Here is a 22,753-nt window from a genome sequence, read left to right on the forward strand (position 1 = left end):
ATTTCCTCGTTTTAACTTACAAATATAATAACAAGTTTAAAAGAATAAACAATCTCTATAAGAAAAAAGATTATTATATAAATGTTTTATAATTCATATTATGATAAGTAATATATATAAAAAAGAAAAGGGATGTTTTCCCTCTTCTTTTATATAGCTGTATTACATGTTGTTAAGCTTAGACATTGTATCGTTGTACTTGCTTTCATATTGCTTTTTACTAGCTTGCAAACGATAATACAATTCTTTCAAAGTAATCAAAGTATTTTTGTCGTTCGGTTGTAATTCTAAAGCTCTTTCAAAATAAGGAACCACAGCCTCGTATTGATCCATAATCTTGGCAAGTTCTGCGTTATATTCCTTAACATCAACGATATCCATAACAACCTTGTGTGCTTCGATTACGCGGTTCAACTGGATATTTCCCAAGTTATACTGTGCAAAGAAATCATCCGGTTTCAATTCCAACGTCTTGATATACATTTGTTCTGCTTTATCAGGTTGGTTTATTTTCTCGTATAATTGACCTTTAGCACGGTAATAATCAGGTTTATTCGGCTCCAGTCTGATTGCTGCATCCAAAAATTCTTCAGCTTTCGCGGGGGTATCTCCCATCAGATAATAGTTGATAAGTTCGATCAACATATATTCGTCATTCGGGAATAATTTGTGCCCCTCTTGCAAATACTTGACTGCTTCTTCTTGAATTGCTTTAGCGGTAATTGAATCCCCGGCTTCTTTGGCTTCGCGGCTTCTGCCTAAATAGATACTGGCTAACATGGCATAAATTCTGTTTGCCTCGTAACCCAATTCCATAGACTTTTTGTAATACTCGATAGCTTCATCCACATTACCGGCTTTATGAGCGGCAACACCCGCGTTATAGATCACGGCAGTATCCACTTTCTGTGTTCCATAAGGAGAAACATTGAGATCCAAAGTCTTTTTGAAATTATCGAAGGCTGCTTGGAAATAACTTTTAGCCGCTTCAGCTCCTTGTGCTTCTTCCACTTTGGTACCTTCGTTATAACATATGATACCTTGATTAGTGAAGTCAACAACAAGATTGGCAAATTGAGCCTTCAAGTCTTTTTCAAATTTCTTCTTATCATCCAATTGTATTACCTTTTGGAAAGATTCCCAAACAATCGGAAGCGGGTCTTTAGATAATTTCTTGTAGTTTTCATCTTGGCTCTCGAAGATACCTTGATAGATCTGTCCTCTCACGAAGTGTGCTTTCGGGTTGTTTACACATTTCTCATGTCCGATAGCTTCATCGATTAGCTCTTTTGCTTTATCTAGCTTTCCCTGCGTGTAAAAGCTAACAGCAGATGTCACTTTTCCCATTTGCGCGAAAGACACATTCACGCAAAGCAGAAGGGCAATGATAAAAGTTAGTTTTCTCATACGTTTAAAATTTGTGTTCCAATTAGATATTATTTGTAAATAATTATTCCTCATTGTTTTCTCCGGCTTCCTCTACATTCGTACTCTCCTGCCCTTCTTCCTGTCCCTCTTCTTCTTTTGAAGCTGAAACCTTAGCGACAGCGGCTATAGCGTCATCGTTCCGCAAATTAATCAATCTCACTCCTTGAGTGTTACGTCCCATAACTCGCAGCGTACTCACGTCAAGTCGGATAGTCAAGCCGGATTTATTAATGATCATCAAGTTATCTTCATCCGTAACATCCAATAGTGCGATTAATTCTCCCGTTTTATCTGTCATGTTAATGGTTTTCACACCCTTGCCACCTCGATTCGTGATTCGATAGTCTTCTATGCTAGAGCGTTTTCCATATCCGTTTTCTGAAACAACCAACACGTCTGCTTTGTCAGGTTCAACACAAATCATGCCAATCACTTCATCTTTTTCACTATCCAGAGTGATACCTCTTACCCCGGATGCCGTTCTACCCATGGGACGCACTTTTGCTTCCGGGAAACGAATCGCTTTACCAGATTTCACGGCTATCATGATATCATTTTCACCGTTAGTCAACTTGGCATCTAATAGTTGATCCCCGTCTTTAATCGTGATCGCGTTCACACCGTTTGCTCTCGGACGAGAATAGGCTTCCAGCGTGGTTTTCTTGACAATACCCTGCTTGGAGCATAACACGATGTAATTGCTGTTAATATAATCGCTTTCTTTTAAATCCAGCGTGTTGATATATGCTTTTACTTTATCGTCCGGCTCTATATTCAATAGGTTCTGTATTGCCCGACCTTTCGATTGTTTCGAGCCTTCCGGGATTTCCCAAACTTTCAGCCAGAAACACTTTCCTTTTTCGGTAAAGAACAACATGGTATTATGCATTGTCGCCATAATCATGTGTTCGAGGAAATCCTCGTCACGAGTCGCGGAGCCTTTGGACCCTACCCCTCCTCTATTTTGTACCTTGTACTCGGAAAGCGGGGTACGCTTGATATATCCCATGTGAGAAATCGTGATGACCACTGCTTCATCTGCATAGAAATCTTCGGGGTTAAACTCCTCGGAAGCGTACACGATATCGGTTCTACGTTCGTCATTATACTGAGCCTTTACTTGTAAAAGTTCATCTTTAATGATTTGCATTCTCAGTTCCACGCTAGCCAAAATTTCCTTCAAGTGCTCGATTAACTTGAGTAAATCATTATATTCCGCTCTCAGTTTGTCTTGCTCAAGCCCCGTTAATTGGCGCAATCTCATTTCCACTATGGCCCGTGCCTGAATTTCCGTTAAAGAGAAAGTTTCCATTAAAGTATTTCTCGCTTCATCCGGTGTTTTGGATGCGCGAATAATACGAATAACTTCATCTATATGGTCACTGGCTATAATTAATCCTTCCAGAATATGAGCCCGGTCTTCCGCTTGTTTCAATTCAAATTGCGTACGGCGAATTACCACTTCATGGCGATGCTCCACGAACAAACGTATCAAATCTTTCAAGTTCAATAGCCGAGGGCGTCCTCCAACCAAAGCAATATTATTTACCCCGAAAGAAGTTTGAAGAGCTGTATGTTTTAACAAGGTATTCAATACCACGTTGGCTATCGCGTCTTTTTTCAGGTCAATCACGATACGCATACCACTCCGGTCAGATTCGTCGTTGATATTCGAAATACCGTCAATCTTCTTTTCATTTACCAAATCGGCAATACGGGAAATCAATTCGGCTTTATTCACCATGTAAGGGATTTCATGCACGATGATTTTTTCCCGTCCGTGGGGAGTAGTTTCAATGGATGTTTTGGAACGCACTATAATACGTCCTCTTCCCGTGTGGTAGGACTCCCGCACCCCATTGTACCCGTAAATTGTTCCACCCGTGGGGAAATCCGGGGCTTTGATTATCCGTATCAGGTCATCAATTTCGATATCGTTATCATCTATATAAGCACAAATAGCGTCTACCGTGTCACCCACGTTATGAGGTGCCATATTCGTTGCCATACCCACCGCGATACCGGAAGCTCCGTTCACTAATAATAAAGGTATCTTGGTCGGCATAACACTCGGTTCTTTCAACGATTCGTCAAAGTTCGGTATCATGTTTACCGTATCCTTATCCAAATCAGCCAGAATATCTTCAGAAATCTTCATTAAGCGAGCCTCCGTGTAACGCATGGCAGCAGGACTATCCCCGTCCACAGACCCGAAGTTACCTTGCCCGTCCACCAACGGGTAACGCAAAGACCATCTTTGAGCCATACGCACCATTGCCATGTACACCGAGCTATCCCCGTGAGGATGATACTTTCCGAGTACCTCTCCCACGATTCTCGCTGACTTTTTGAATGGCTTACCGGATGTTACACCTAATTCGCTCATTCCAAACAATACCCTTCTCTGTACCGGTTTCAAACCGTCCCTAACATCAGGCAATGCACGCGACACGATCACCGACATTGAATAGTCAATGTACGAAGATTTCATCTCCTCCTCGATGTTGATCTTAATAATTTTTTCTCCGACGTTTTCCATTTATAATATTAAATTACTCTTTTAATTCATTATTCCCAAAATCCCACAAATGTAATAAAAACGATGAATTAAAGGAAATTTTTCCCCCGCAATATTCACAATTCAAAAACTAACATATCGTGTGCCAACTTCACGTTATCCGGTAATTCACCCGAAACTTCACCGTGTAACCCCATTTGATGCCCGATATGCGTGATGTATGCCTGCTTCACGTTCAGTCGTTTCACCACCTCCAAAGCCTGTCCCAAGGTAAAATGCGATAGATGCGGCTCTTTCCGCAGGGCGTTGATTACAAGATATTCTACCCCTTCCAGTTTCTTCATACTTTCCTCCGGAATATAATTGGCATCGGTAACATACGCGAAGTTAGCGATACGAAACGCCGTGACCGGCAGTTTGTAATGCATGACCGTGATCGGAATAACCTCGATATCGTCAATCAGAAAAGGCGCCTCGTCCACCACGTGTATATTCATTTCCGGAACACCCGGGTACTTGAATTTAGCGAAAGCGTAATCGTAATCTTTACGAACAGCTTTCATGGTCAAATAATTACAATAGACGTCAACCCCACCTTGTTTTACCCAGTTGAATGCCCGTATATCATCCAATCCCCCGATATGATCCTTGTGTTCATGTGTCAGCAGTAATGCCCTCACGTTCTTCACTTGCGCTTGCAGCATTTGGGTCCGGAAATCGGGTCCGGCATCAATGATTAATTTCTTGTCCTCTATATCAATCATCACGGAACTCCGCAATCGTTTATCGTGTTCGTCGGTCGAGCGACAAACATCACATTCGCAAGCGATAACAGGCACGCCCTGCGAAGTTCCACTTCCTAGTATCGTAACTTTCATCCGTTCACAACTATTTATCGCGAAATTAATAAGATTCGGAATAATCCCGTATATTTGCCACAAACATTTTATTTATGGGAAAATTATATTTGCTTCCTAATTTGCTAGGGGAAACAACAGTCGAGGGGGTTATTCCCCGTGATGTGATCGACACGATCAAAAGTATCCGGATTTTTGCCACGGAAAATGTCAAAAACACCCGTCGATACTTGAAAAAAATAGACAAAACAATTCACATCGATGAACTGACTTTTTTGGATCTGAACGAACATTCGGACATCAAGGATATTGAGGCGTATATACCTTATTTGAAAGACAACGATGTGGGTATTATATCAGAGGCCGGATGTCCCGGTATCGCTGATCCTGGGGCAGAACTGGTAGCGCTGACACATCGCCACAACTATCAAGTGGTGCCGCTTGTCGGTCCCTCCTCCATCCTGCTCGCGCTTATTGCTTCCGGGTGCAACGGTCAGAACTTTTCTTTCAACGGCTATCTTCCCGTCAATCGTTCGGAACGAGTAAAAAGTCTGAAAACTTACGAGAAGCAATCTGCGGCAGAAAACCGTACCCAGATATTTATTGAAACACCCTATCGCAACCTGCAACTATTCGAGGATATCGTGTCTTCTCTCTCTCCCGTGACACGCCTCACAGTAGCTTGTGATATCACGACAGAAAACGAGTATATAAAAACAATGCAAATCAAGGACTGGAAACATGTTAAACCGGACATCAACAAGCGTCCGACTATCTTTATCCTGTACGCCAGACCATTCTAATTATTCAAATTACGATGAAGACTTATAAAAGAGTTTTATCCATAGCCGGTTCGGATAGCGGAGGCGGAGCCGGAATTCAAGCCGACTTGAAAGCGATCTCCGCTTGTGGTTGTTTTGCCATGACTGCCATAACTGCCGTAACCGCTCAAAATACCGTGGGAGTGAAAGCCATAGAGCCTCTCCCCGTTCATGTTATTGAAGCACAGATACGGGCTTGTCTGGATGATATCGGTGCTGATGCCGTGAAAATCGGTATGTTACATTCTGTTGATGTCATTCGCGCGATAGTAAAAGTATTGCAGGATTATCCTGTAAAACATATCGTGGTTGATCCGGTTATGGTAGCCACTTCCGGTGATCTTCTCGTTCAGCGAGAGGCCATCGCGGTGCTTCAACAGGAACTTTTCCCGCTTGCCTCCGTGATTACCCCGAACACGTTCGAGATTGAAATACTGTCCGGAATGAAGATTAACACGCAGGAAGACCTGTACGCTTCCATCCCTAAAATGAAGAATATCGGAGCCAGCAATATTCTCTTGAAAGCAGGACATCTGGAATGCGAAGAAATAACCGATGTGCTGGTTGATTACAAGAACGAGCGGGAATACCGTTACACCATGAAAAAAATCAATACGGTGAACACGCATGGTACGGGATGTTCACTATCATCCGCCGTTGCCGCGTATCTCGCTCACGATTACTCCATGGAAGAGGCCGTGCAAGCTGCTATTAATTACTTGCATGGGGCAATAGAAGCTGCCGCGAATTACCGGATCGGGTATGGACACGGGGCTGTTCATCATTTTTACAAGTGGTGGGAATGAAATCGAGGGGCTGCAATTGCAGCCCCTCGAAATATATAGTGTGGTTGTCAATGTGTTTTAAACCAACGGAATACATTACGTACTGTTTTATCCAGCACGAGCGGGTCATCAAAATATTGGGCATGAGTCACAGAACCTTCCCAAATCGCTAACTTCTCTTCCGCTCGAATCGTGTCATACACGCGTTGAGCCGCTTGATATTCTTTCTCGTTTTCACCGCCATGAATAACAATGGTAGGTATTTTTACTTTGGAAGCCTCTTTCCGCTTGTAACAACCGGACACGAGAGCTATCGCTTTTAATCGTTTGTCCGCTTCCGTACCTGCCAACACCTCGTTGGTACCGTTACAAATACCGATAGCGTATAATTTATCCTGATCAACCTCGTCCTTTAAACTCAAGTAATCAATAGCAGCTCTCACGTTTTGAGTTTCTTCCAACCCCAATACAACGTAACCGTAATTTGCCAGTCTAGTGGCATATTGTAATGATACCGGGGTATTTGACGTATTTTTGGGTCCTAAAACTATGATTGCCGGTTTTCTCCCTTTTTCTTGTGGGTTACACAACCATCCTTTGCTGTCTATGCCTTTATCTGTTAAAGTGACGTCTTCGCATCTATAAGTTCTCATACAATTTCCATGTTAAGTGAATTTGCTCTTTAATACGGAGAGTGAATAAGCAAAGTTACACTAGCAAAGTATAAAAAAAACAAAAATCTATTCGAGTTACCAAATAGATTTTTGTTATGAATTACAAATCAACAAATTAAAAGTTTTATAAAACAACTTGTAACTCGTGAACCTGTAACCTGCAACATCAAGGCTTTGCCTTGATTATTTAAAATACCGGTTGTAAAGTCCTTCAAACCCTTTCCCGTGGCGTGCCTCGTCTTTGCACATCTCGTGAACAGTATCGTGGATTGCGTCCAAATCCAACTTTTTAGCTAAAGTAGCGATCCGTTTTTTATCCTCGCAGGCTCCTGCCTCTGCTTCCATACGTTTTTTCAAGTTCGTTTTGGTATCCCACACGCATTCTCCCAGCAACTCGGCAAATTTGGCAGCATGTTCCGCTTCTTCCCACGCGTAACGTTTGAATGCTTCAGCGATCTCCGGGTAACCTTCACGATCTGCTTGACGACTCATTGCCAAGTACATCCCGACTTCAGAACATTCCCCGTTAAAATGAGCTCTTAATCCTTCCAAAACTTCCGGGTCAACGCCTTTGGCAACGCCTAAACGATGCTCGTCAACAAAAGTCAACGCTCCCTCGGTTTCTACCAATTCTTTAAATTTGCTCTTCGGTTGTTTACATTGAGGACAAAATTCCGGAGCTTCATCTCCCTCGTGAACATAGCCACATACTGTACAAATAAATTTTTTCATAACGCACTTTGTTTTAATTATTAATTATATGATTTTTCCTTTTTCTTCCGCACATTTTTTGCAATACCCTTTATAATAAAGGTGTGTTTCCGTGATGAGCAATTCTCCCACCCCGTCCAGCACGATTGCTTCTCGGTTCTCGATCGGGATGTCGTACACGCACCCGCATCCTAAACACATGAAATGAGCATGATCGCTCGTGTCTACGTCAAACCGAACATTCTTTTCATCAATCACGAGAGCTTTTATCGCACCTTGCTCCATGAACAACCGCATAGTATTGTACACGGTCGTTTTCGACAAAGTAGGCATCGTCGGGTACAAAGCCCCGTATATCTCGTCAGCCGTGGGATGCACCCTATTCTTCATGAGATATTCCATGATAGCCATTCGTTGTACGGACGGTTTAATATCATATTGTAGCATGTACTCTCTCGTATCTTGAATTGTACTCATTGCTAATTTGTAATTGTTACAAAATTATATCGAGTGCAAATATCGTTATCTTTTTTATAATCGCAACATCTTCTTGTTGATTTTACTATAATTTAGAACCATTCCAATTTTAACGTTTCACGCTTCTGTTCAACAGAGATAAATAAGTATATTGCTTACCAATGGATTATCCAACCTTAATCTAGGGTTATCCCCGGGTAATAAAACCTCACACCCTTTACGAAACACTTATACCCCGCTTACAACATCACTAAACGGGATACTTGTAAGAGGGTTAAAACTGATTTGTAAGTAAGTTGAGCAAAGATAACCCCGAAATAACCCTTGATTAACACTAGAAACAATACTTATTACGAATACATTGAAATATTCAACTTTTTGTATTACACTTGAAATATTTTTATAGATTTGCATCATGTTTTTCATAGGACCATCGGTTAATATATTTGTCTACTTGCTTGTTTCGGCTTTTTTCGTGGTATGTTTCTACCCGAAAGAACAAACAAAGCTCCCGGAAGCGCTTCCGGGGAATACGGTTCATTTTTATAATTTAACCGGTAATCACGTACTCCATTATGAGGAAGTACATGAAAAACAAACAAAAACTGAAGTCAAGAAAATATTTATCCCGCGTATTGATAGTCCGGAGCGACTATATTATACTCCCCCCGCGGAATCCAAGGCTCCGTGTCTAACCTTGAAAACGTTAAGGGCACCCCCGACGTGTCTGTATTTTATAGTGTCCGTTATGTATTTAACTTAGGACAAATGATTGACACGTCAAACAATTTAATCATTGATAAAAATATGCGAAAATTATATAGCTCTTTGCTATTTATGACAATTTGCGGTTCTTTATCAGCCCAACGTTCACAGGTAATGCAGTCGGATGATACCACTTTTAGCGCTATCAAACAATTGCAGGAAGTGACTATCACCGCCGAGAAAAGAGAATTGTCTATCAGCGAAATTCCTGTCGCACTTAGTGTTATTTCGGGAAAAAATCTGCTGAATGAAAATACACCGGATTTGCGTAATCTGTCGGGTATGATTCCCAATTTTTACATGCAGGAAGGTGGGTTAAAACTCTCCACCCCGCTTTACGTGCGCGGAATAGGAACCGTTTCGGGAACGCCGCCCGTGGGCTTATACGTGGATGGAGTTCCGGTCTTTGACAAGAACGCCTTTATTTTCGATCTATATGATATTAAACAGATCGAGGTACTGAGAGGTCCGCAAACCACTCTGTACGGGAGAAATAGTATTATCGGGTTGATAAATATCAGAACCAATCCCCCCGCCTCGAAACTTACCCTACAGGCAAAAGCCGGGGTTTCGAGTTATAACTCCCAGAACTACATGGTAACGGCAAATCTGCCCGTCCGGAATGTAGTATACAATAAATTGTCTTTTTCTTACAACCGAACAGACGGGTATTTCAAGAACGATTTCACGGGAGGAAAAACCAATAAATCCGATTCTTACAACTTGCGCTATCAAGGACAATTATACACGAATGATACTTGGCAAGTGGCTTTAGGCATAAATTATAATCATAGTTTTGATGACGGATACGCCTATCATGCTATTGATTCACTGAAAGTACATCGCTACCGGGTGAATTATGATGCCGATGCTTCTTACAAACGGGACTTGGCTTCCGCCCACGTGAACGCACGGAAAACTTTTGACCGAACGGCATTAAGCTGGATTACCTCCTATTCATGGACAAAAGACAAGCAGGAATTGGATGCCGATTTTACATTCCATGACGTGTTCCGAAACGGGAAAAAATCAAAGCAGAACTTGGTTACACAAGAGATCAATTACCAGTCCACCGAGAGTGAAAAATTGGATTGGACTGTCGGGACATTCGGTTTCTACAAAGATTTGACGAACGATTATCTGGCTACTTTCGGGACTGAACGCCATTTATTGCTCCCCTTGGATTTGGATAAGACGTTGTATTACAATAACACGAGTACGTGGGGTATCGCAGGTTACGGGCAAGTCACTCTAAAAAATCTGCTTCCCGGTGTATTTGTCACCGTGGGATTACGATATGATTACGAGAAGGCATCACTCGATTACAAGGATAGCTTGTTATTCCACAAGGCAGACTGCTTTTCTGGGTTCCATGATTGGGAGGAAGATAACTCGTACAGCGCTTGGCTGCCGAAATTCTCCGTGTTGAAAAAGTGGAACGGGCAACTATCGGCTTATGCCAGCATAGCCAAGGGATACAAAGCGGGAGGCTATAATATCATAGCGAATGATATGACCTCGCAGGTCGTAAAATTGGAGTATGATAAGGAAACCCTTTGGAATTACGAGATCGGGACAAAGTATTTCAGCCAAAACGGACGTTTCAACGTGAATGCCGCTATTTTTTATATTGATTGGAAAGATCAGCAAATCTTCGTGATGGAGATGATGGGACCGATCATAAAGAACGCCGGAGATGCACGTAGTTTCGGCGCGGAAATGGATCTGACATGGGAATGCCTGCCTCACCTCACCTATTTTCTTTCATCAGGGTACAGTAATTCCGAGTACTATCACCATTTGACTAAAGCATACGAGGGTAATAAAATCGTGATGGCTCCGGAATTTACGTTGAACACGGGATTCTCTTACCAAAAGAAAGTGAAAACACCTTTATTTCAGTCTTTCATGGCAACGACTTCCGTGACAAGTTTTGGCAAACAATATTTCGACGAAGCAAATACCTTGAAACAAAATCCTTATTTCTTGTGGAATATGAATTTTGGCGTTTCCGGGAAATACGTAGACTTTCACGTGTGGGGGAAAAATATCTTGAATAAAGCCTTTTTCTGTTACATGTTCAACAGTCCGGTAGGCAAAAACTTACCCGAATACCTGAACTCCGGTCAATCCGGAGCTCCATCACGATTCGGGGCATCGATAACCATTAAAATTTAAATGACAAATCTTTTAATTAATCTAGTATGAAAAACAAATTAATGTATTTAGTAGCTGTGTTGTTTGCAGCGTGTGTGAGTTTCTCATCTTGTAGCGATGATGATAATGACGATGATGAAACATTGACCGGTACTTGGAATTACGGTTCAAAAGGCGATATTTACTTCGAATTAGATTACAAAGAAGCGAACATTGAAATCCCAGAAGCAGTTTTGAACATGTTACCGGAACCGATAAAGTCCATTATTAAAGGAATGTTTCCAGATGGTAAAGTACCCGTGGCAACAATTAAACCTCTTTTGGCATCTGCCGCAAAAGAGCAATTGCAAAAGTACCTCAAAGGAATTAATTTTCTGTCCAATAAGGATATAGAGATTTTAATTACCGTGGATGGGAAGGAGCAAACAGTCAAGACCACTTATGAAACTCAAGGTTCCACGATTGCGATCAGTACTGATAGTGAATTTTTCCAAGGAATAGAAAATTTCCCGAAAGATATCAAATCCATTAGCTTGAATTATTTCTTTAAAGATGGTAAGTTGACCCTTTACTTGGATACGACATATGCAAAAACCATCATTGCAATGATTCCCACGATACTGGCTTCAACAGGAACCGTTACGCCGGAAATGGCTACTGCCATAACCCCTATCGTTCAGGAAATTTCAAATAATATCACCTCTATTAAAGTCGGACCTGTATTCGTTCGCTAGTTCGCTAAACATTATTGAAACAGTCCGAAAAGTTTTTCCGGACTGTTTTTTATATTTCTTGTTATTTCTAAAAATATCTTCCGATTAATGAAACTTTTTTTATAACTTATCGTTTCTATCCATTAGAATTACTAAATTTAAAGACAGTTTAATTTAAAACATAAGGATATGAAACCAGAAGAATTTAAAGATTTAGACGTGTTGATATCATCTGATATGATCAACAAAAGAGGTGCAGACAATAAATTTCAATTACCTGCTCTCCCCTACAAGGAAAATGCATTAGAACCCTATATTAGCGAGAGAACGATTCAATACCACTATGGTAAACACCTTGCTACCTATATCACGAACATGAACAACCTGATTGCCGGAACCGAGTTTGAAAAAATGTGTCTGGAAGGTATCGTGATCAAATCAGAGGGCGGAATATTCAATAATGCCGCACAAACTTACAACCATATTTTCTATTTCGAAACATTCCAACCGCATAATGCAGCAAAGGTTGCTCCTACCGGAAAAATAAAAGAATTGATAGATAAATCGTTCGGGAACTTTGATGCTTTCAAAGAAGCGTTTGCCAAAGCAGCCACTACCTTATTTGGTTCGGGTTGGGGCTGGTTGGTTGTCGACAAAGACGGGAAATTGGAAATCATGCAAACAAGCAACGCCGATACCCCATTGAAACATGGCAAGAAACCGATATTAACCATCGACGTTTGGGAGCACGCTTATTATTTGGACACTCAGAACGCTCGCCCGAAATACATCGAGAATTATTGGAATATTATCAATTGGGACGTTGTAAACAAACGACTGGCATAAAAGATAATCTATACTACACTTTTAACCTAGTCATGAGCGGAAGAATTTTTCTTCCGCTCATGACTTTTATAGCCTCTCCGGAATCTCTTTCGATAACTATTTTTCTATAATCTCCATCATTCTTTTTATAAAACCCATTACTTAACAAAGCCTTTATCGAGAACGTGTTTTCTTCAGAAGGGTCTGCCGATATTTCACGCCCACCAATTTCAATGATTTTTTCTTCCAACTTCTGAATAATTATTTTGCCGATACCTTTATTCAGATACTCTTCTTCACCAATCAAATAACCAATTTCATAAGTGTGGTTCTCTTCGACAACGTCTCTATACAAGCTCTCAAAATCATGGCCTTCTTCCTCTAAATCTTTCAGAAAGAAACAATCAGCATAAAGGCAATACCCTATTTTCCTATCCTTATAGTGAATAATAAAATGTTTTATAAAATCATACTTACCATTTCTATTATTTACTTCATCCAACCAAGCCTCTCTTTGTTCTTCTCCATTCGGGCACAACCATTTGTAGATATATTCCTTGTTCAGCCAACTATTAAACAAGGGTATATCTTCATTAAACAGAGGTTGTAATATGATTTCGTTTTTATATATCATAAACTAAAGATCTTTTTCAGTACAACTCTTGTCTGCCAATAAACACAAAGGAATTATTGATTAGTACCATAAGACGATATTTATACTCAATACGCAAAGATAATTATTGTCTTATAATAATTATAGCCGATTACATAAAACTATAAAGTCCGTAAAATCAAAATATACTGATTTTACAGACTTTATAAGCAAGTATATTGCAAACCTCTACCGAATGATCTCCATCTCCTCGATCAGATGTTTTGCCCCGGCGTACTTGTCAATGATGAAAAGCACGAAGCGAATGTCAACCGCAATATTCCGACAGATTTCCGGACTGTATTGCATATCCGACATCACACCTTCCCATGCACGGTCAAAATTCAAACCGATTAGGTTACCCTCGGCATCCAATACTGGGCTACCGGAGTTACCGCCCGTCGTATGATTGGTAGCAATGAAACAAACCGGTACTTCCCCGTCTTGCGTGTACGGACCGAAATCCCGATTCTTGTAAAGATCCCGTAATTTTTGAGGTACATCATAATCGTAGATATTCGGGTTATCCTTTTCCATAATCCCTTTCAACGTGGTATACGGCGTGTAATAGACGGCATCCAAAGCCTTGTAACCGGACACTTTACCGTAAGCAATTCGTAACGTGGAATTAGCATCCGGATAGAACACTTTATCGGGTTGCATCTCCATCAAACCGGCCATCCACAACCGATTCAGAGTAACCAGCTCCCGTTCTATACGACTTAACTCGGGATTGATTTTTTCGGAACGTAAGTTTTGAATACCTTCCATCATTTGATAAATCGGATCCTTCTCGAGCTTTTTAACCGTTTTGGCGTTCAATTTATCCACGAAGGCCAACAAGCGCTCTTCATGAGTAAAAATGGATTTTTTGAAAACATCTGCCGCATGGCGTTCGTAATTATTTCCTTTGATATCACGAATCACTCCCGGAATCCATTGCTCTCCTAAATCCTTGTTATTATACAATTTAAGCATTTCAACCAGAATACGTTCATCCGTGGCAGGATCATAATCTTTATAAAAGGACGTCACATAATCTTTTATCGTTTGCTTGAACTTATCCTTGTCCTCAGCTTTGTCAAAATACTCCAAAGCTCCCTTTATATTCCGGGCCAGACCTATCACTTCAGCACCGTTTAATCCGGCTTCCATCGCGTAAGCCGCGGCAAGAATATATTCCTCGCGGGCTGCATATAATTCTTTATAACGATCGGTCAAACCGATATACTGAGATTTCCCGTTCGCTTGTGCCCATTGATTGAAATTCTGTTCCAGAACACGTTTATTATCCGCCGTGTTGAAACGATCTAATCCCTTAATCTCCCCTTGCCATTTCTTCCATGCGTTAGCCACGTTGGCAGCTTTAGCGGCATATTTAATACGTAATAACTCGTCAGACTCCATAGCTGCATTGATCACGTCCAGTTTTGCCGTCCGAATCTTGATCTTGTGTGGGTCTTCCACGTTCGCTATCTGGTCGATAGCATAAGAAGTCAAGTACTCGTTCGTTGTTCCGGGATAACCGAATACCATAGTAAAATCACCTTCTTTCACACCCCGTGCAGAAACTTTGAAAAATTTAGCCGGTTTGTAAGGAACATTATTCGGTGAAACCGCTGCCGGTTCATTATCCGGTCCTGCATAAATACGGAGAACGGAAAAATCACCCGTGTGACGAGGCCATGTCCAATTATCCGTGTCCCCGCCGAATTTGCCGATAGCCGAGTTAGGAGCACCTACTAAACGTACATCCCGGAAGATTTTGAAAATAGACATGAAATATTGATTCCCGTTGAAATAAGGTTTGATATTTGCTTGTAAATTTGTGCCTTTAACAGCTTCGGCTTCCAACTTACGGCTAATCTCTTTTATCTTCTCTGCCCGTTCTTGTTCAGACATATTATCGTTCAATGCGGCATTGATTTTATCCGTCACGTCTTCCATTCGCACAAGGATTGAAGCCGTGGTGCCGGGATTCATCAATTCTTCTTGTAACGACTTTGCCCAAAAACCGTCACGCAAGTAATTATGTTCCAAACTCGAATGAGCTTGTATCATTCCGAAAGCACAATGATGATTGGTAATCATTAATCCTTGGTCACTCACGATTTCCGCAGTACAGAAATGCTGAAAAGGCGCCCCCTCTCTTCCCAATCCAACCACGGCATCTTTCAACGAAGCCTGATTGATATCGTAAATATCTTCAGCAGTTAGTTTAAAACCGGCCTTTTGCATGTCTTCAATGTTGTATTTTTTCAACAACATCGGGATCCACATCCCTTCATCAGCAAAACCCGGTAAGGCAATCAGAATGAAAGCCAAGAAGCATAATGTAATTTTTCTCATTTACTGGTATTTTAAATAGTTATATATATATTTAGAATTGTAACATTCGCAACGTTTCATACAACTTCTGCACCGGAAGTCCCATGACATTGTAAAACGATCCCTCGATACGTTCGATACCGATGTAACCAATCCATTCCTGTATACCGTAAGCTCCCGCTTTGTCAAAAGGTTTATATGTATCCACGTAATATTCTATTTCTTCGATAGATAGCTTTTTGAAAAAGACATTTGTAAAAGACGAGAAAGACAATTGTTTGGTACATGTCGTGACGGAAACCCCGGTCACCACCAAATGACGGGCACCGGACAATTCCTGCAACATACGTATGGCATCTTCCCGACCGGTAGGTTTACCCAGTATTTTATCATGAATACAAACTACAGTATCGGCAGTAACCAACACTTCATCGGGTTTTAATTCATCTCGAAAAGCCTCGGCTTTCACCCCTGACAAGTATTCAGGAACTTTCTCCAAAGCCAACCCGTCCGGATATTTTTCTTCTACATCTTTTAATCTAACCTCGAAAGTAAACCCCGCGTCTTTCATTAATTGTTGTCTTCGGGGAGACGCGGAAGCTAATACAAGTTTATAATTCTTTATAGAGTGCATTTCTGTCATAAATTATTTAAGCGTTGTATGAACAAACAGACTCAGCAACATGCATAAAACCATAAGTGTCCGAATCAATCGTAACTGAACTTTCATACATCCCTCGCGGCGGATAACCAGCGCGTACCCGATATAAGGTAAAATTAGAAATATTACCATATATATTCCGGCAAGCACACTTTCCGAGAATTTCCACAAGAAAAACGCAATCAAGGAAGAAATTACCAGTATCGTCAATCCTGTCAATAAAGTTCGCGTGGCAGAAATTCCCCATTTCACGGGTATTGTAGTGATTCCTTCTGCCCGATCGCCATTCACGCTGTAAATATCCTTGTTGATCTCGTATATCAACATGTTAAAGAACAAAAGATACGAGAAACAAAGTGTCCAATAGAATACCGAAGCAAATCCGACATGGGTTTTCACGACAACATCCGAGTACACGTCACTCAACAGCGGTATTTCAAACGTGATAACCGTCAAAGGAATCAATCCCGCCAAAAAGGCAACGCATAAATTACCCCATATAAAATACTTTTTGAAGCGGGAAGAATAAAACCATAGAATAAGGGAAATAATCAAAAATAGAAATACGATTTCACTGTGCTGAATACTTTGTGCGAGATAAAACGCTATCCCCACGGCAACCACGTTCAACAAGGTATGAAGCGTGATAGCAGTGCGACGACTGATTGTTTTCCCCACAATCACATGCCTGCTACCCGAAATCCGGTCAGCCTTGGTATCAAAATAGTCGTTTATCACGTAAGCAGCCGATACCAGACAACACACGGCAATCACCAGAAGCGAAAAATCACGTTCCGGCATTTGTAACGAGAAGCCTTCCTTGTTCAAGACAGGCAGAACAACCAGATAACGCGTGGCATACATCGTGAATGCCGTGAAAGCGATTGTTCTTAATCGTATTAATTTGAAAATTTCCAACATACGTCAGTTATTTGTCATTACATGCATTTCACGTGACACTGGGTATCCATCCATTCCCCTTTGGCTTTCAGTACTTGGGCTACAACATCACGCACGCATCCCAATCCACCCGGGGTATCTGATATATAGCGTGAAATCGATTTGATTTCCTCGCAAGCATCTGCCGGACATACAGGCATTCCCACTATCGTCATCACGTTGTAGTCTGGTATATCATCCCCCATATACATCACGTTTTCAGGATTCAAATTATATTTTTCGAGAAACTCGTTCAACGCTTCCACCTTGTTTGCCACTCCTAAATAGACTTCCGTAACGCCCAACTTGTTAAAACGTTCCTTTACCCCGGGAGCATAACCACCGGAAATAATACACACGGGATATCCTTTTTTCACGCAATACATCATGGCATAACCGTCTTTCGTGCAAGATGTCCGTACCAAATCTCCCTCCGGGGTTATGTTCATCTCGTGACGAGAGAAAACACCATCCACGTCAAACGCGAAAGCTTCCACTTTTTTCAATTCTTCTTTGAACAGTTTCATGTTATATCATTTTAATTTTATCTACCATAATGTCGGCATATCCACGCTTTCCGCGGGAGATGCTTTCGAATCATCCGTTCCCTCTTTCACTTGCGCCTCTTTGATTCCGTCCGACAATAACGTGTATATCTTCAATAAATCTTTATTATTCTTCAACATGCTCTTGTGCATATTCATAATTCCCTCGTCTCCCCGTCTTGCAGGTCCGGTTTGTGCTTCTTCCGGCGTCAACAACATCACTTTGTGCGCAGTTTCGAATATCAACGGACGCAACATCGCGAATGACAATCCATGTTCTTCCAGCAATTTTCCCGCCACACTATACAAATAATTCGGGAAATTGCAGGCAAAAACGGCAGCGAGGTGTAATTCTTTGCGCTGCATAGAATTTATCGCGTATATTTTACCGGATAACTTCTCTGCCAACATCTTGATTTTTCCTAAAACATTCGGGGAACTCCCCTCGATACACAAAGGAATCTCATCAAAATCCAAATCCCTTTTTTTCGAAAAAGTCTGAACCGGATACAGTACACCGTAATTCTTTGAGTAAGGCTTGAGTATATCCATCGGCAAACTTCCGGAAGTATGTAGTAACAACGCTTCTTCTTTAATTCTAATTGTCTTTAACAAAGACGCTAACGAATCATCACTTACACAAAATATATAAATATCTCCGTCGGGATAAATCTCGCTCATTTCTGCCGTGTAGGCTATTCCCGTTTTCATTCCCAGCAGGCGGGCGGATTCAAGCGTGCGACTGTATATCTGACATAAATTCTCCCCCGCTTTTAATAAGGCTGCCGCTAAATGATGTGCCACGTTTCCCGCTCCAATCAATATGATTTTCTCTTGTTCCATAACTAATAAGCAATATTCTTAGGTGGTAAAACCCCACTTTTCAACGCTTCCAGCAAGCGTTCGCATGCCTTGCATATATCCTCGTAAAAAATCTCTGATATCAACACCAATTTCCCGTTGGTCATTTGCAAATGCTTATACCCGTTGGTATTTTCCGATTGATTCAATAGAATCAAATCCCCACCGGGAATAAACGTGTGAGTCATTTGATTGCGCAGTTTATCGTACAGGAAAGAATTGTCATTCAATTGACGATAACGTCCCCCGAACAATTTCTTCACGGCAAGAGAAAAACGTTTGGCCGATTGTCCCTTGGCCTTCATAGGTTTGTTATCCAAGAAACTCCCCAACACCTCAATAGCCTGCCCCATGATGACAAACTGCATGTATGACAACCCGACATCTTGTAATTTAGCAATTTCTTTTTCAACCACTTCACGCAAAAAATGCTCGCTTCTTTCTATTTGTTCTTCTGCTTCCATATCATAGTCAAAAGTAGCGCGAATAATCGAAAGTTACAAATATGATTTTTATAAACATTTCTGTCTATATAATCGTTTTAAACCATAAATTTGCACCACGATAATTAAGGAGATAAATTATGATGCTATTTAACAACCAACCGATAGATAATAAAGAATATTCCGAAGATATTTTAAATCACGGATTAAGTATATATGAAGTCTGCCGAGTTTTTAGAGGCAATGTCATTTTTATGAATGACAACTTGTTAAGGTTGGATAATTCAATTAAAAAATCAGGTCTGGATATAGACTTGACAACCTTGCGCGTGGAAGAAAAACTGAAGCGTTTGATTGAACTCGAACATATCAAGGAAGGTAATATAAAATATGTACTACACGTTTCCCCCACGGGAATTGACGAGTATGTTTACCAGATAAAACACTCCTACCCGAGAGAAGAAGACTATCAGCACGGAGTTGATACGGTAACTTGCCGTGCCATGCGGGAAAACGCCGAGGTCAAATACATTAATTCCGGTTTGCGGGAAATGACAAATAAAATCATCGGCGAACAAGGCGTACACGAGGTATTACTCATTGATGACGAGAATTTTATCACGGAAGGCTCTCGTTCCAACGTATTTTTTATCAAAGACAATACCTTGTTCACGGCACCTCTCCCTCATGTATTACCCGGAACAAGTCGCAAGCGGGTACTGATCATCTGTCAGGGAAATAACATCCGGGTTGAAGAAAAACGAGTGGCTTACAAAGACTTATCCACTTATGAAGCAGCCTTCATCACGGGTACTTCTCCATTGGTATTGCCCATATTGCATATAGACAATATTACCTTTGATCCTCACCATCCTCTGCTTGTCCGAGTTATGGAATATTACTTCGATTTGTTAAATAAGAATTTTTAGAACTGTTTTACACGAATTTGTTTTGATAGGAAATACATTTTTCTTAATATTGCAAGCGTAACATCCTTTTGTCATAGAATGTTACGCTTTGATTTTTTAATAGCACATAATGAAATACACGATACTACTGATATTAATTTTTGTTGTACTTATTACTATCCCTTGGAAATCTCACCCCGAAAAGATCCAAGTTGAAGAAATTCGCCCTCAGGATACGTTAGCCATAGCCATACATGATTTATTCACCAATGAATATTCCGATCTTGACGAAACCAAACGTTTAGATAATACCATCGAACGATTTATGCGTCAATGGGAAATAAAAGGTGCATCGTTGGCGATTATGAAAGACGGGAAATTAATTTACAGTAAAGGATACGGGTACGCGGATGAAGAAAACGGAATAAAAACAGACGTGAATCATATCTTCCGTATTGCTTCGGTTTCCAAATTAATCACCGCGGCAGGCATCATGAAGTTAGTCGAAAACGGCAAATTATCTTTGGATGACAAGGTTTTCGGAGAGGACGGGATATTGAACGACACGACGCTATATTACCCGATCAAGGATAAAAGAGCCAAAAACATTACCGTTGAAAATTTACTCCGGCATCAAGGTGGTTTCACCGCACGTTACGGAGATCCGATGTTCAATCCCGTGGATATCGCGAAGAAAATGGATGTTCCCGCGCCTGCCGACCTCAACACGGTTATCAAGTTCGTATTATCAAGACGTTTGGGTTTTACTCCCGGCACAAGTACCAATTATTCCAATGTGGGGTATGGTATCCTGACCAAGATCATCGAGCAAGTTGCCGGGGAAGATTACGAACGCTTCATTCAGGATAATATCTTAATCCCCGCGGGATGTTATGATATGCATCTGGCACATAATCTTTATGAAGAACGTTATTTGAACGAGGTACGTTACTACGAACAGGCGGATGCCGATCTAATCCGTGCCTGTGATGGTAGAGATACCTTACTCCCTCGCAGTAACGGCGGAAATAACATAGAAGCTCTTTCCGGAGCCGGTGGTTGGGTTGCCTCTCCTACTGAATTATTATGTTTCTTGGCCGCGATAGACGGGGACGATTCCTATCCGGATGTATTAAGTCAGAACAGCATCAACACCATGGTTAGTTGCCCGGGTTTCTCTTTGCCTATCGGTTGGATGAAAACAAATGGTCGCGGAGATTGGTTACGTTCCGGTACATTGGCTGGCACCAGTGCAATGCTCAAGCGTCAACATGATGGTTTTTGTTGGGCTTTCGTGACAAACACAAGTAATTGGACCGGACCTCATTTCCCGCAGAAAATAGAAAGCATGGTATACCAAGCAATGAACCGGGTAAAAGAATGGCCGGACAGAAATTTGTTCGATCCTGCCTATTGCAAAAACTTCCATGACAAGAAAAAACTGTTGGCAGACGATAGAAGCACAAAATTCGGACCTCCCTTGCCCGATAATATTTAAGCGATGAACTTTTTGAACGGACGTCATATTCTGATCGCTCCCAATGCTTTCAAAGGGAGTATAAATGCTTTTGATTTTTGTAAAGTCGTGGCGGCGGAATTTGAAGAATGTGGCTTGTCTACCGTGTCGCTCCCGCTGGGTGATGGCGGCGATGGAACTGCCGAAATAATTGCATGGTATTTAGACGCGATTCCCGTTAAAACGCTGACAAAAGATGCACTGGGAAGAGAGCATACCGCATCCTATTTTATGCATGAAAATACCGCTATCATAGAACTCGCTGCTGCCTGCGGTCTGAAACACTTGAAACGAGAAGAATATGACATTTTAAACGCGACTACAACCGGATTCGGAATATTAATAAACCATGCAATAGCACACGGGGCAAAGGAATTAATTCTTTGTGTCGGGGGAAGCGCCAGTGTTGACGGCGGTACCGGGGCTCTTTTGGAAATGGGTTTGACAATTGTAAACGAGGATAGTAAAAACAACAACCATATTACAGATATTAAGGACATTGGCGTAGAATACTTACAGCAAAAATTTAAAGATATCCGTATAACTATTCTTTGCGATGTTGACAATCCGCTTTGCGGGCCGGAAGGAGCCGCATCCGTGTTTGGTCCACAGAAAGGTGCCTCTCCCGAACAAGTTATCATGCTGGATAAACAATTGCGTTATTTTGCCGATTTACTACACGCTAAGACAGGCAAAGAAGTGTGTAACTTGAAACATGGCGGTGCGGCGGGAGGCATCACGGCAGCCATGTATGCCTTGTTGAATGCCCGTCTTGTATCCGGCTCATCATATTGCCTTTCTCTCGCCCGTTTCCGGGAACATCTATCCGAAGCGGCTGGCGTCATCACGGGGGAAGGTAAAATTGATTTACAATCTCTTTATGGCAAGATACCCGGTACGGTAGCTTCCTTGTGCAGAGAGCGAAATATACCGGTTTACGCTATTGTAGGACTCGCTGAAAAACAGGCAATTCCCTATTTCGACAAAGTGTTCACCTTGGTCACTTATGCCCGTTCCGTACACGACTCCATCACGAATACCTCCCATTACTTGAAACTGGCGGCACAAGCGATGATTGATACTTTATATTTGTCGGCTTATTCGGATTGATTCTCTATTACAAATAAATTATCACTTTTTCTTTGAGTTTTGCTTACAATTTATAAATT

The 22,753-nt window shown here is 41.3% G+C and carries 21 protein-coding genes; 8 read left to right on the top strand and 13 right to left on the bottom strand.

Annotated features, from left to right (window positions below; genetic code table 11):
• Positions 1 to 162 precede the first annotated feature (162 nt).
• The 3 genes from L0M98_RS01650 to L0M98_RS01660 all read right to left on the bottom strand — a co-directional run bounded on the left by L0M98_RS01650 (position 163) and on the right by L0M98_RS01660 (position 4,824).
• Positions 163 to 1,407, bottom strand: coding sequence for a tetratricopeptide repeat protein (locus tag L0M98_RS01650; protein WP_227214710.1), 1,245 nt, complete (start codon positions 1,405 to 1,407; stop codon positions 163 to 165).
• Positions 1,408 to 1,450: 43 nt separating this feature from the next.
• A complete protein-coding gene (gene gyrA / locus L0M98_RS01655; protein WP_186975384.1) occupies positions 1,451 to 3,967 on the bottom strand; it encodes a DNA gyrase subunit A in 2,517 nt (838 codons plus the stop codon).
• Positions 3,968 to 4,062: 95 nt separating this feature from the next.
• Positions 4,063 to 4,824, bottom strand: a complete 762-nt coding sequence (locus L0M98_RS01660) for an MBL fold metallo-hydrolase (protein ID WP_227214711.1) — start codon at positions 4,822 to 4,824, stop codon at positions 4,063 to 4,065.
• A gap of 74 nt (positions 4,825 to 4,898) precedes the next feature.
• Between L0M98_RS01660 and L0M98_RS01665 the strand changes: the two genes are divergently transcribed.
• Together L0M98_RS01665 and thiD are read left to right on the top strand one after the other, a co-directional pair.
• Positions 4,899 to 5,606: an SAM-dependent methyltransferase gene (locus L0M98_RS01665; RefSeq protein ID WP_227214712.1), complete on the top strand. Its 708-nt coding sequence runs from the start codon at positions 4,899 to 4,901 to the stop codon at positions 5,604 to 5,606.
• A gap of 14 nt (positions 5,607 to 5,620) precedes the next feature.
• Complete coding sequence (thiD, locus tag L0M98_RS01670; RefSeq protein ID WP_227214713.1) at positions 5,621 to 6,430, top strand: bifunctional hydroxymethylpyrimidine kinase/phosphomethylpyrimidine kinase; 810 nt, start codon at positions 5,621 to 5,623, stop codon at positions 6,428 to 6,430.
• 47 nt (positions 6,431 to 6,477) lie between these two features.
• On the opposite strand, the gene L0M98_RS01675 is transcribed toward thiD, so the two are convergent.
• From L0M98_RS01675 to L0M98_RS01685, 3 genes are all read right to left on the bottom strand, one after another.
• Positions 6,478 to 7,062, bottom strand: a complete 585-nt coding sequence (locus L0M98_RS01675; RefSeq protein WP_237961663.1) for an alpha/beta hydrolase — start codon at positions 7,060 to 7,062, stop codon at positions 6,478 to 6,480.
• A 204-nt stretch (positions 7,063 to 7,266) separates the two neighbouring features.
• Positions 7,267 to 7,815, bottom strand: a complete 549-nt coding sequence (locus L0M98_RS01680) for an NADH peroxidase (protein WP_027202454.1) — start codon at positions 7,813 to 7,815, stop codon at positions 7,267 to 7,269.
• 24 nt (positions 7,816 to 7,839) lie between these two features.
• A complete protein-coding gene (locus tag L0M98_RS01685) occupies positions 7,840 to 8,271 on the bottom strand; it encodes a Fur family transcriptional regulator (protein WP_099292471.1) in 432 nt (143 codons plus the stop codon).
• Positions 8,272 to 9,078: 807 nt separating this feature from the next.
• Between L0M98_RS01685 and L0M98_RS01690 the strand changes: the two genes are divergently transcribed.
• The 3 genes from L0M98_RS01690 to L0M98_RS01700 all read left to right on the top strand — a co-directional run bounded on the left by L0M98_RS01690 (position 9,079) and on the right by L0M98_RS01700 (position 12,752).
• Positions 9,079 to 11,214 carry a TonB-dependent receptor gene (locus tag L0M98_RS01690; protein WP_227214714.1) on the top strand — a complete coding sequence of 712 codons (2,136 nt, stop codon included), beginning with the start codon at positions 9,079 to 9,081 and terminating at the stop codon, positions 11,212 to 11,214.
• 26 nt (positions 11,215 to 11,240) lie between these two features.
• On the top strand, positions 11,241 to 11,927 hold the full coding sequence (locus L0M98_RS01695; protein ID WP_227214715.1) for a hypothetical protein: 687 nt from the start codon (positions 11,241 to 11,243) through the stop codon (positions 11,925 to 11,927).
• 216 nt (positions 11,928 to 12,143) lie between these two features.
• Complete coding sequence (locus L0M98_RS01700) at positions 12,144 to 12,752, top strand: superoxide dismutase (RefSeq protein WP_099294551.1); 609 nt, start codon at positions 12,144 to 12,146, stop codon at positions 12,750 to 12,752.
• Positions 12,753 to 12,765: 13 nt separating this feature from the next.
• On the opposite strand, the gene L0M98_RS01705 is transcribed toward L0M98_RS01700, so the two are convergent.
• The 7 genes from L0M98_RS01705 to L0M98_RS01735 all read right to left on the bottom strand — a co-directional run bounded on the left by L0M98_RS01705 (position 12,766) and on the right by L0M98_RS01735 (position 19,181).
• Positions 12,766 to 13,365: a GNAT family N-acetyltransferase gene (locus tag L0M98_RS01705; RefSeq protein WP_227214716.1), complete on the bottom strand. Its 600-nt coding sequence runs from the start codon at positions 13,363 to 13,365 to the stop codon at positions 12,766 to 12,768.
• 207 nt (positions 13,366 to 13,572) lie between these two features.
• Positions 13,573 to 15,732 (bottom strand): S46 family peptidase, encoded by a 2,160-nt coding sequence (locus L0M98_RS01710; protein WP_227214717.1) that lies wholly within the window; start codon positions 15,730 to 15,732, stop codon positions 13,573 to 13,575.
• Positions 15,733 to 15,763: 31 nt separating this feature from the next.
• Complete coding sequence (locus L0M98_RS01715; RefSeq protein ID WP_227214718.1) at positions 15,764 to 16,354, bottom strand: Maf family nucleotide pyrophosphatase; 591 nt, start codon at positions 16,352 to 16,354, stop codon at positions 15,764 to 15,766.
• A 3-nt stretch (positions 16,355 to 16,357) separates the two neighbouring features.
• Complete coding sequence (locus L0M98_RS01720) at positions 16,358 to 17,293, bottom strand: geranylgeranylglycerol-phosphate geranylgeranyltransferase (protein WP_227214719.1); 936 nt, start codon at positions 17,291 to 17,293, stop codon at positions 16,358 to 16,360.
• A gap of 17 nt (positions 17,294 to 17,310) precedes the next feature.
• On the bottom strand, positions 17,311 to 17,838 hold the full coding sequence (locus L0M98_RS01725) for a KdsC family phosphatase (protein ID WP_099292479.1): 528 nt from the start codon (positions 17,836 to 17,838) through the stop codon (positions 17,311 to 17,313).
• 21 nt (positions 17,839 to 17,859) lie between these two features.
• On the bottom strand, positions 17,860 to 18,699 hold the full coding sequence (locus tag L0M98_RS01730; RefSeq protein ID WP_227214720.1) for a Rossmann-like and DUF2520 domain-containing protein: 840 nt from the start codon (positions 18,697 to 18,699) through the stop codon (positions 17,860 to 17,862).
• A gap of 2 nt (positions 18,700 to 18,701) precedes the next feature.
• The gene (locus L0M98_RS01735; RefSeq protein ID WP_227214721.1) at positions 18,702 to 19,181 is read right to left on the bottom strand and encodes a hypothetical protein; all 480 of its coding nucleotides are present in this window, start codon (positions 19,179 to 19,181) and stop codon (positions 18,702 to 18,704) included.
• A 122-nt stretch (positions 19,182 to 19,303) separates the two neighbouring features.
• Here L0M98_RS01735 and L0M98_RS01740 point away from each other — a divergent pair, with 122 nt between their 5' ends.
• From L0M98_RS01740 to L0M98_RS01750, 3 genes are all read left to right on the top strand, one after another.
• Entirely contained in the window at positions 19,304 to 20,089 is a 786-nt protein-coding gene (locus L0M98_RS01740) for an aminotransferase class IV (RefSeq protein WP_227214981.1), read from the top strand.
• 109 nt (positions 20,090 to 20,198) lie between these two features.
• On the top strand, positions 20,199 to 21,566 hold the full coding sequence (locus L0M98_RS01745; RefSeq protein ID WP_227214722.1) for a serine hydrolase domain-containing protein: 1,368 nt from the start codon (positions 20,199 to 20,201) through the stop codon (positions 21,564 to 21,566).
• A 3-nt stretch (positions 21,567 to 21,569) separates the two neighbouring features.
• On the top strand, positions 21,570 to 22,694 hold the full coding sequence (locus L0M98_RS01750) for a glycerate kinase (protein WP_227214723.1): 1,125 nt from the start codon (positions 21,570 to 21,572) through the stop codon (positions 22,692 to 22,694).
• Positions 22,695 to 22,753 lie beyond the last annotated feature (59 nt).

This window comes from Butyricimonas sp. DFI.6.44 (genome assembly GCF_022132345.1).
Taxonomy (GTDB): domain Bacteria; phylum Bacteroidota; class Bacteroidia; order Bacteroidales; family Marinifilaceae; genus Butyricimonas; species Butyricimonas muris.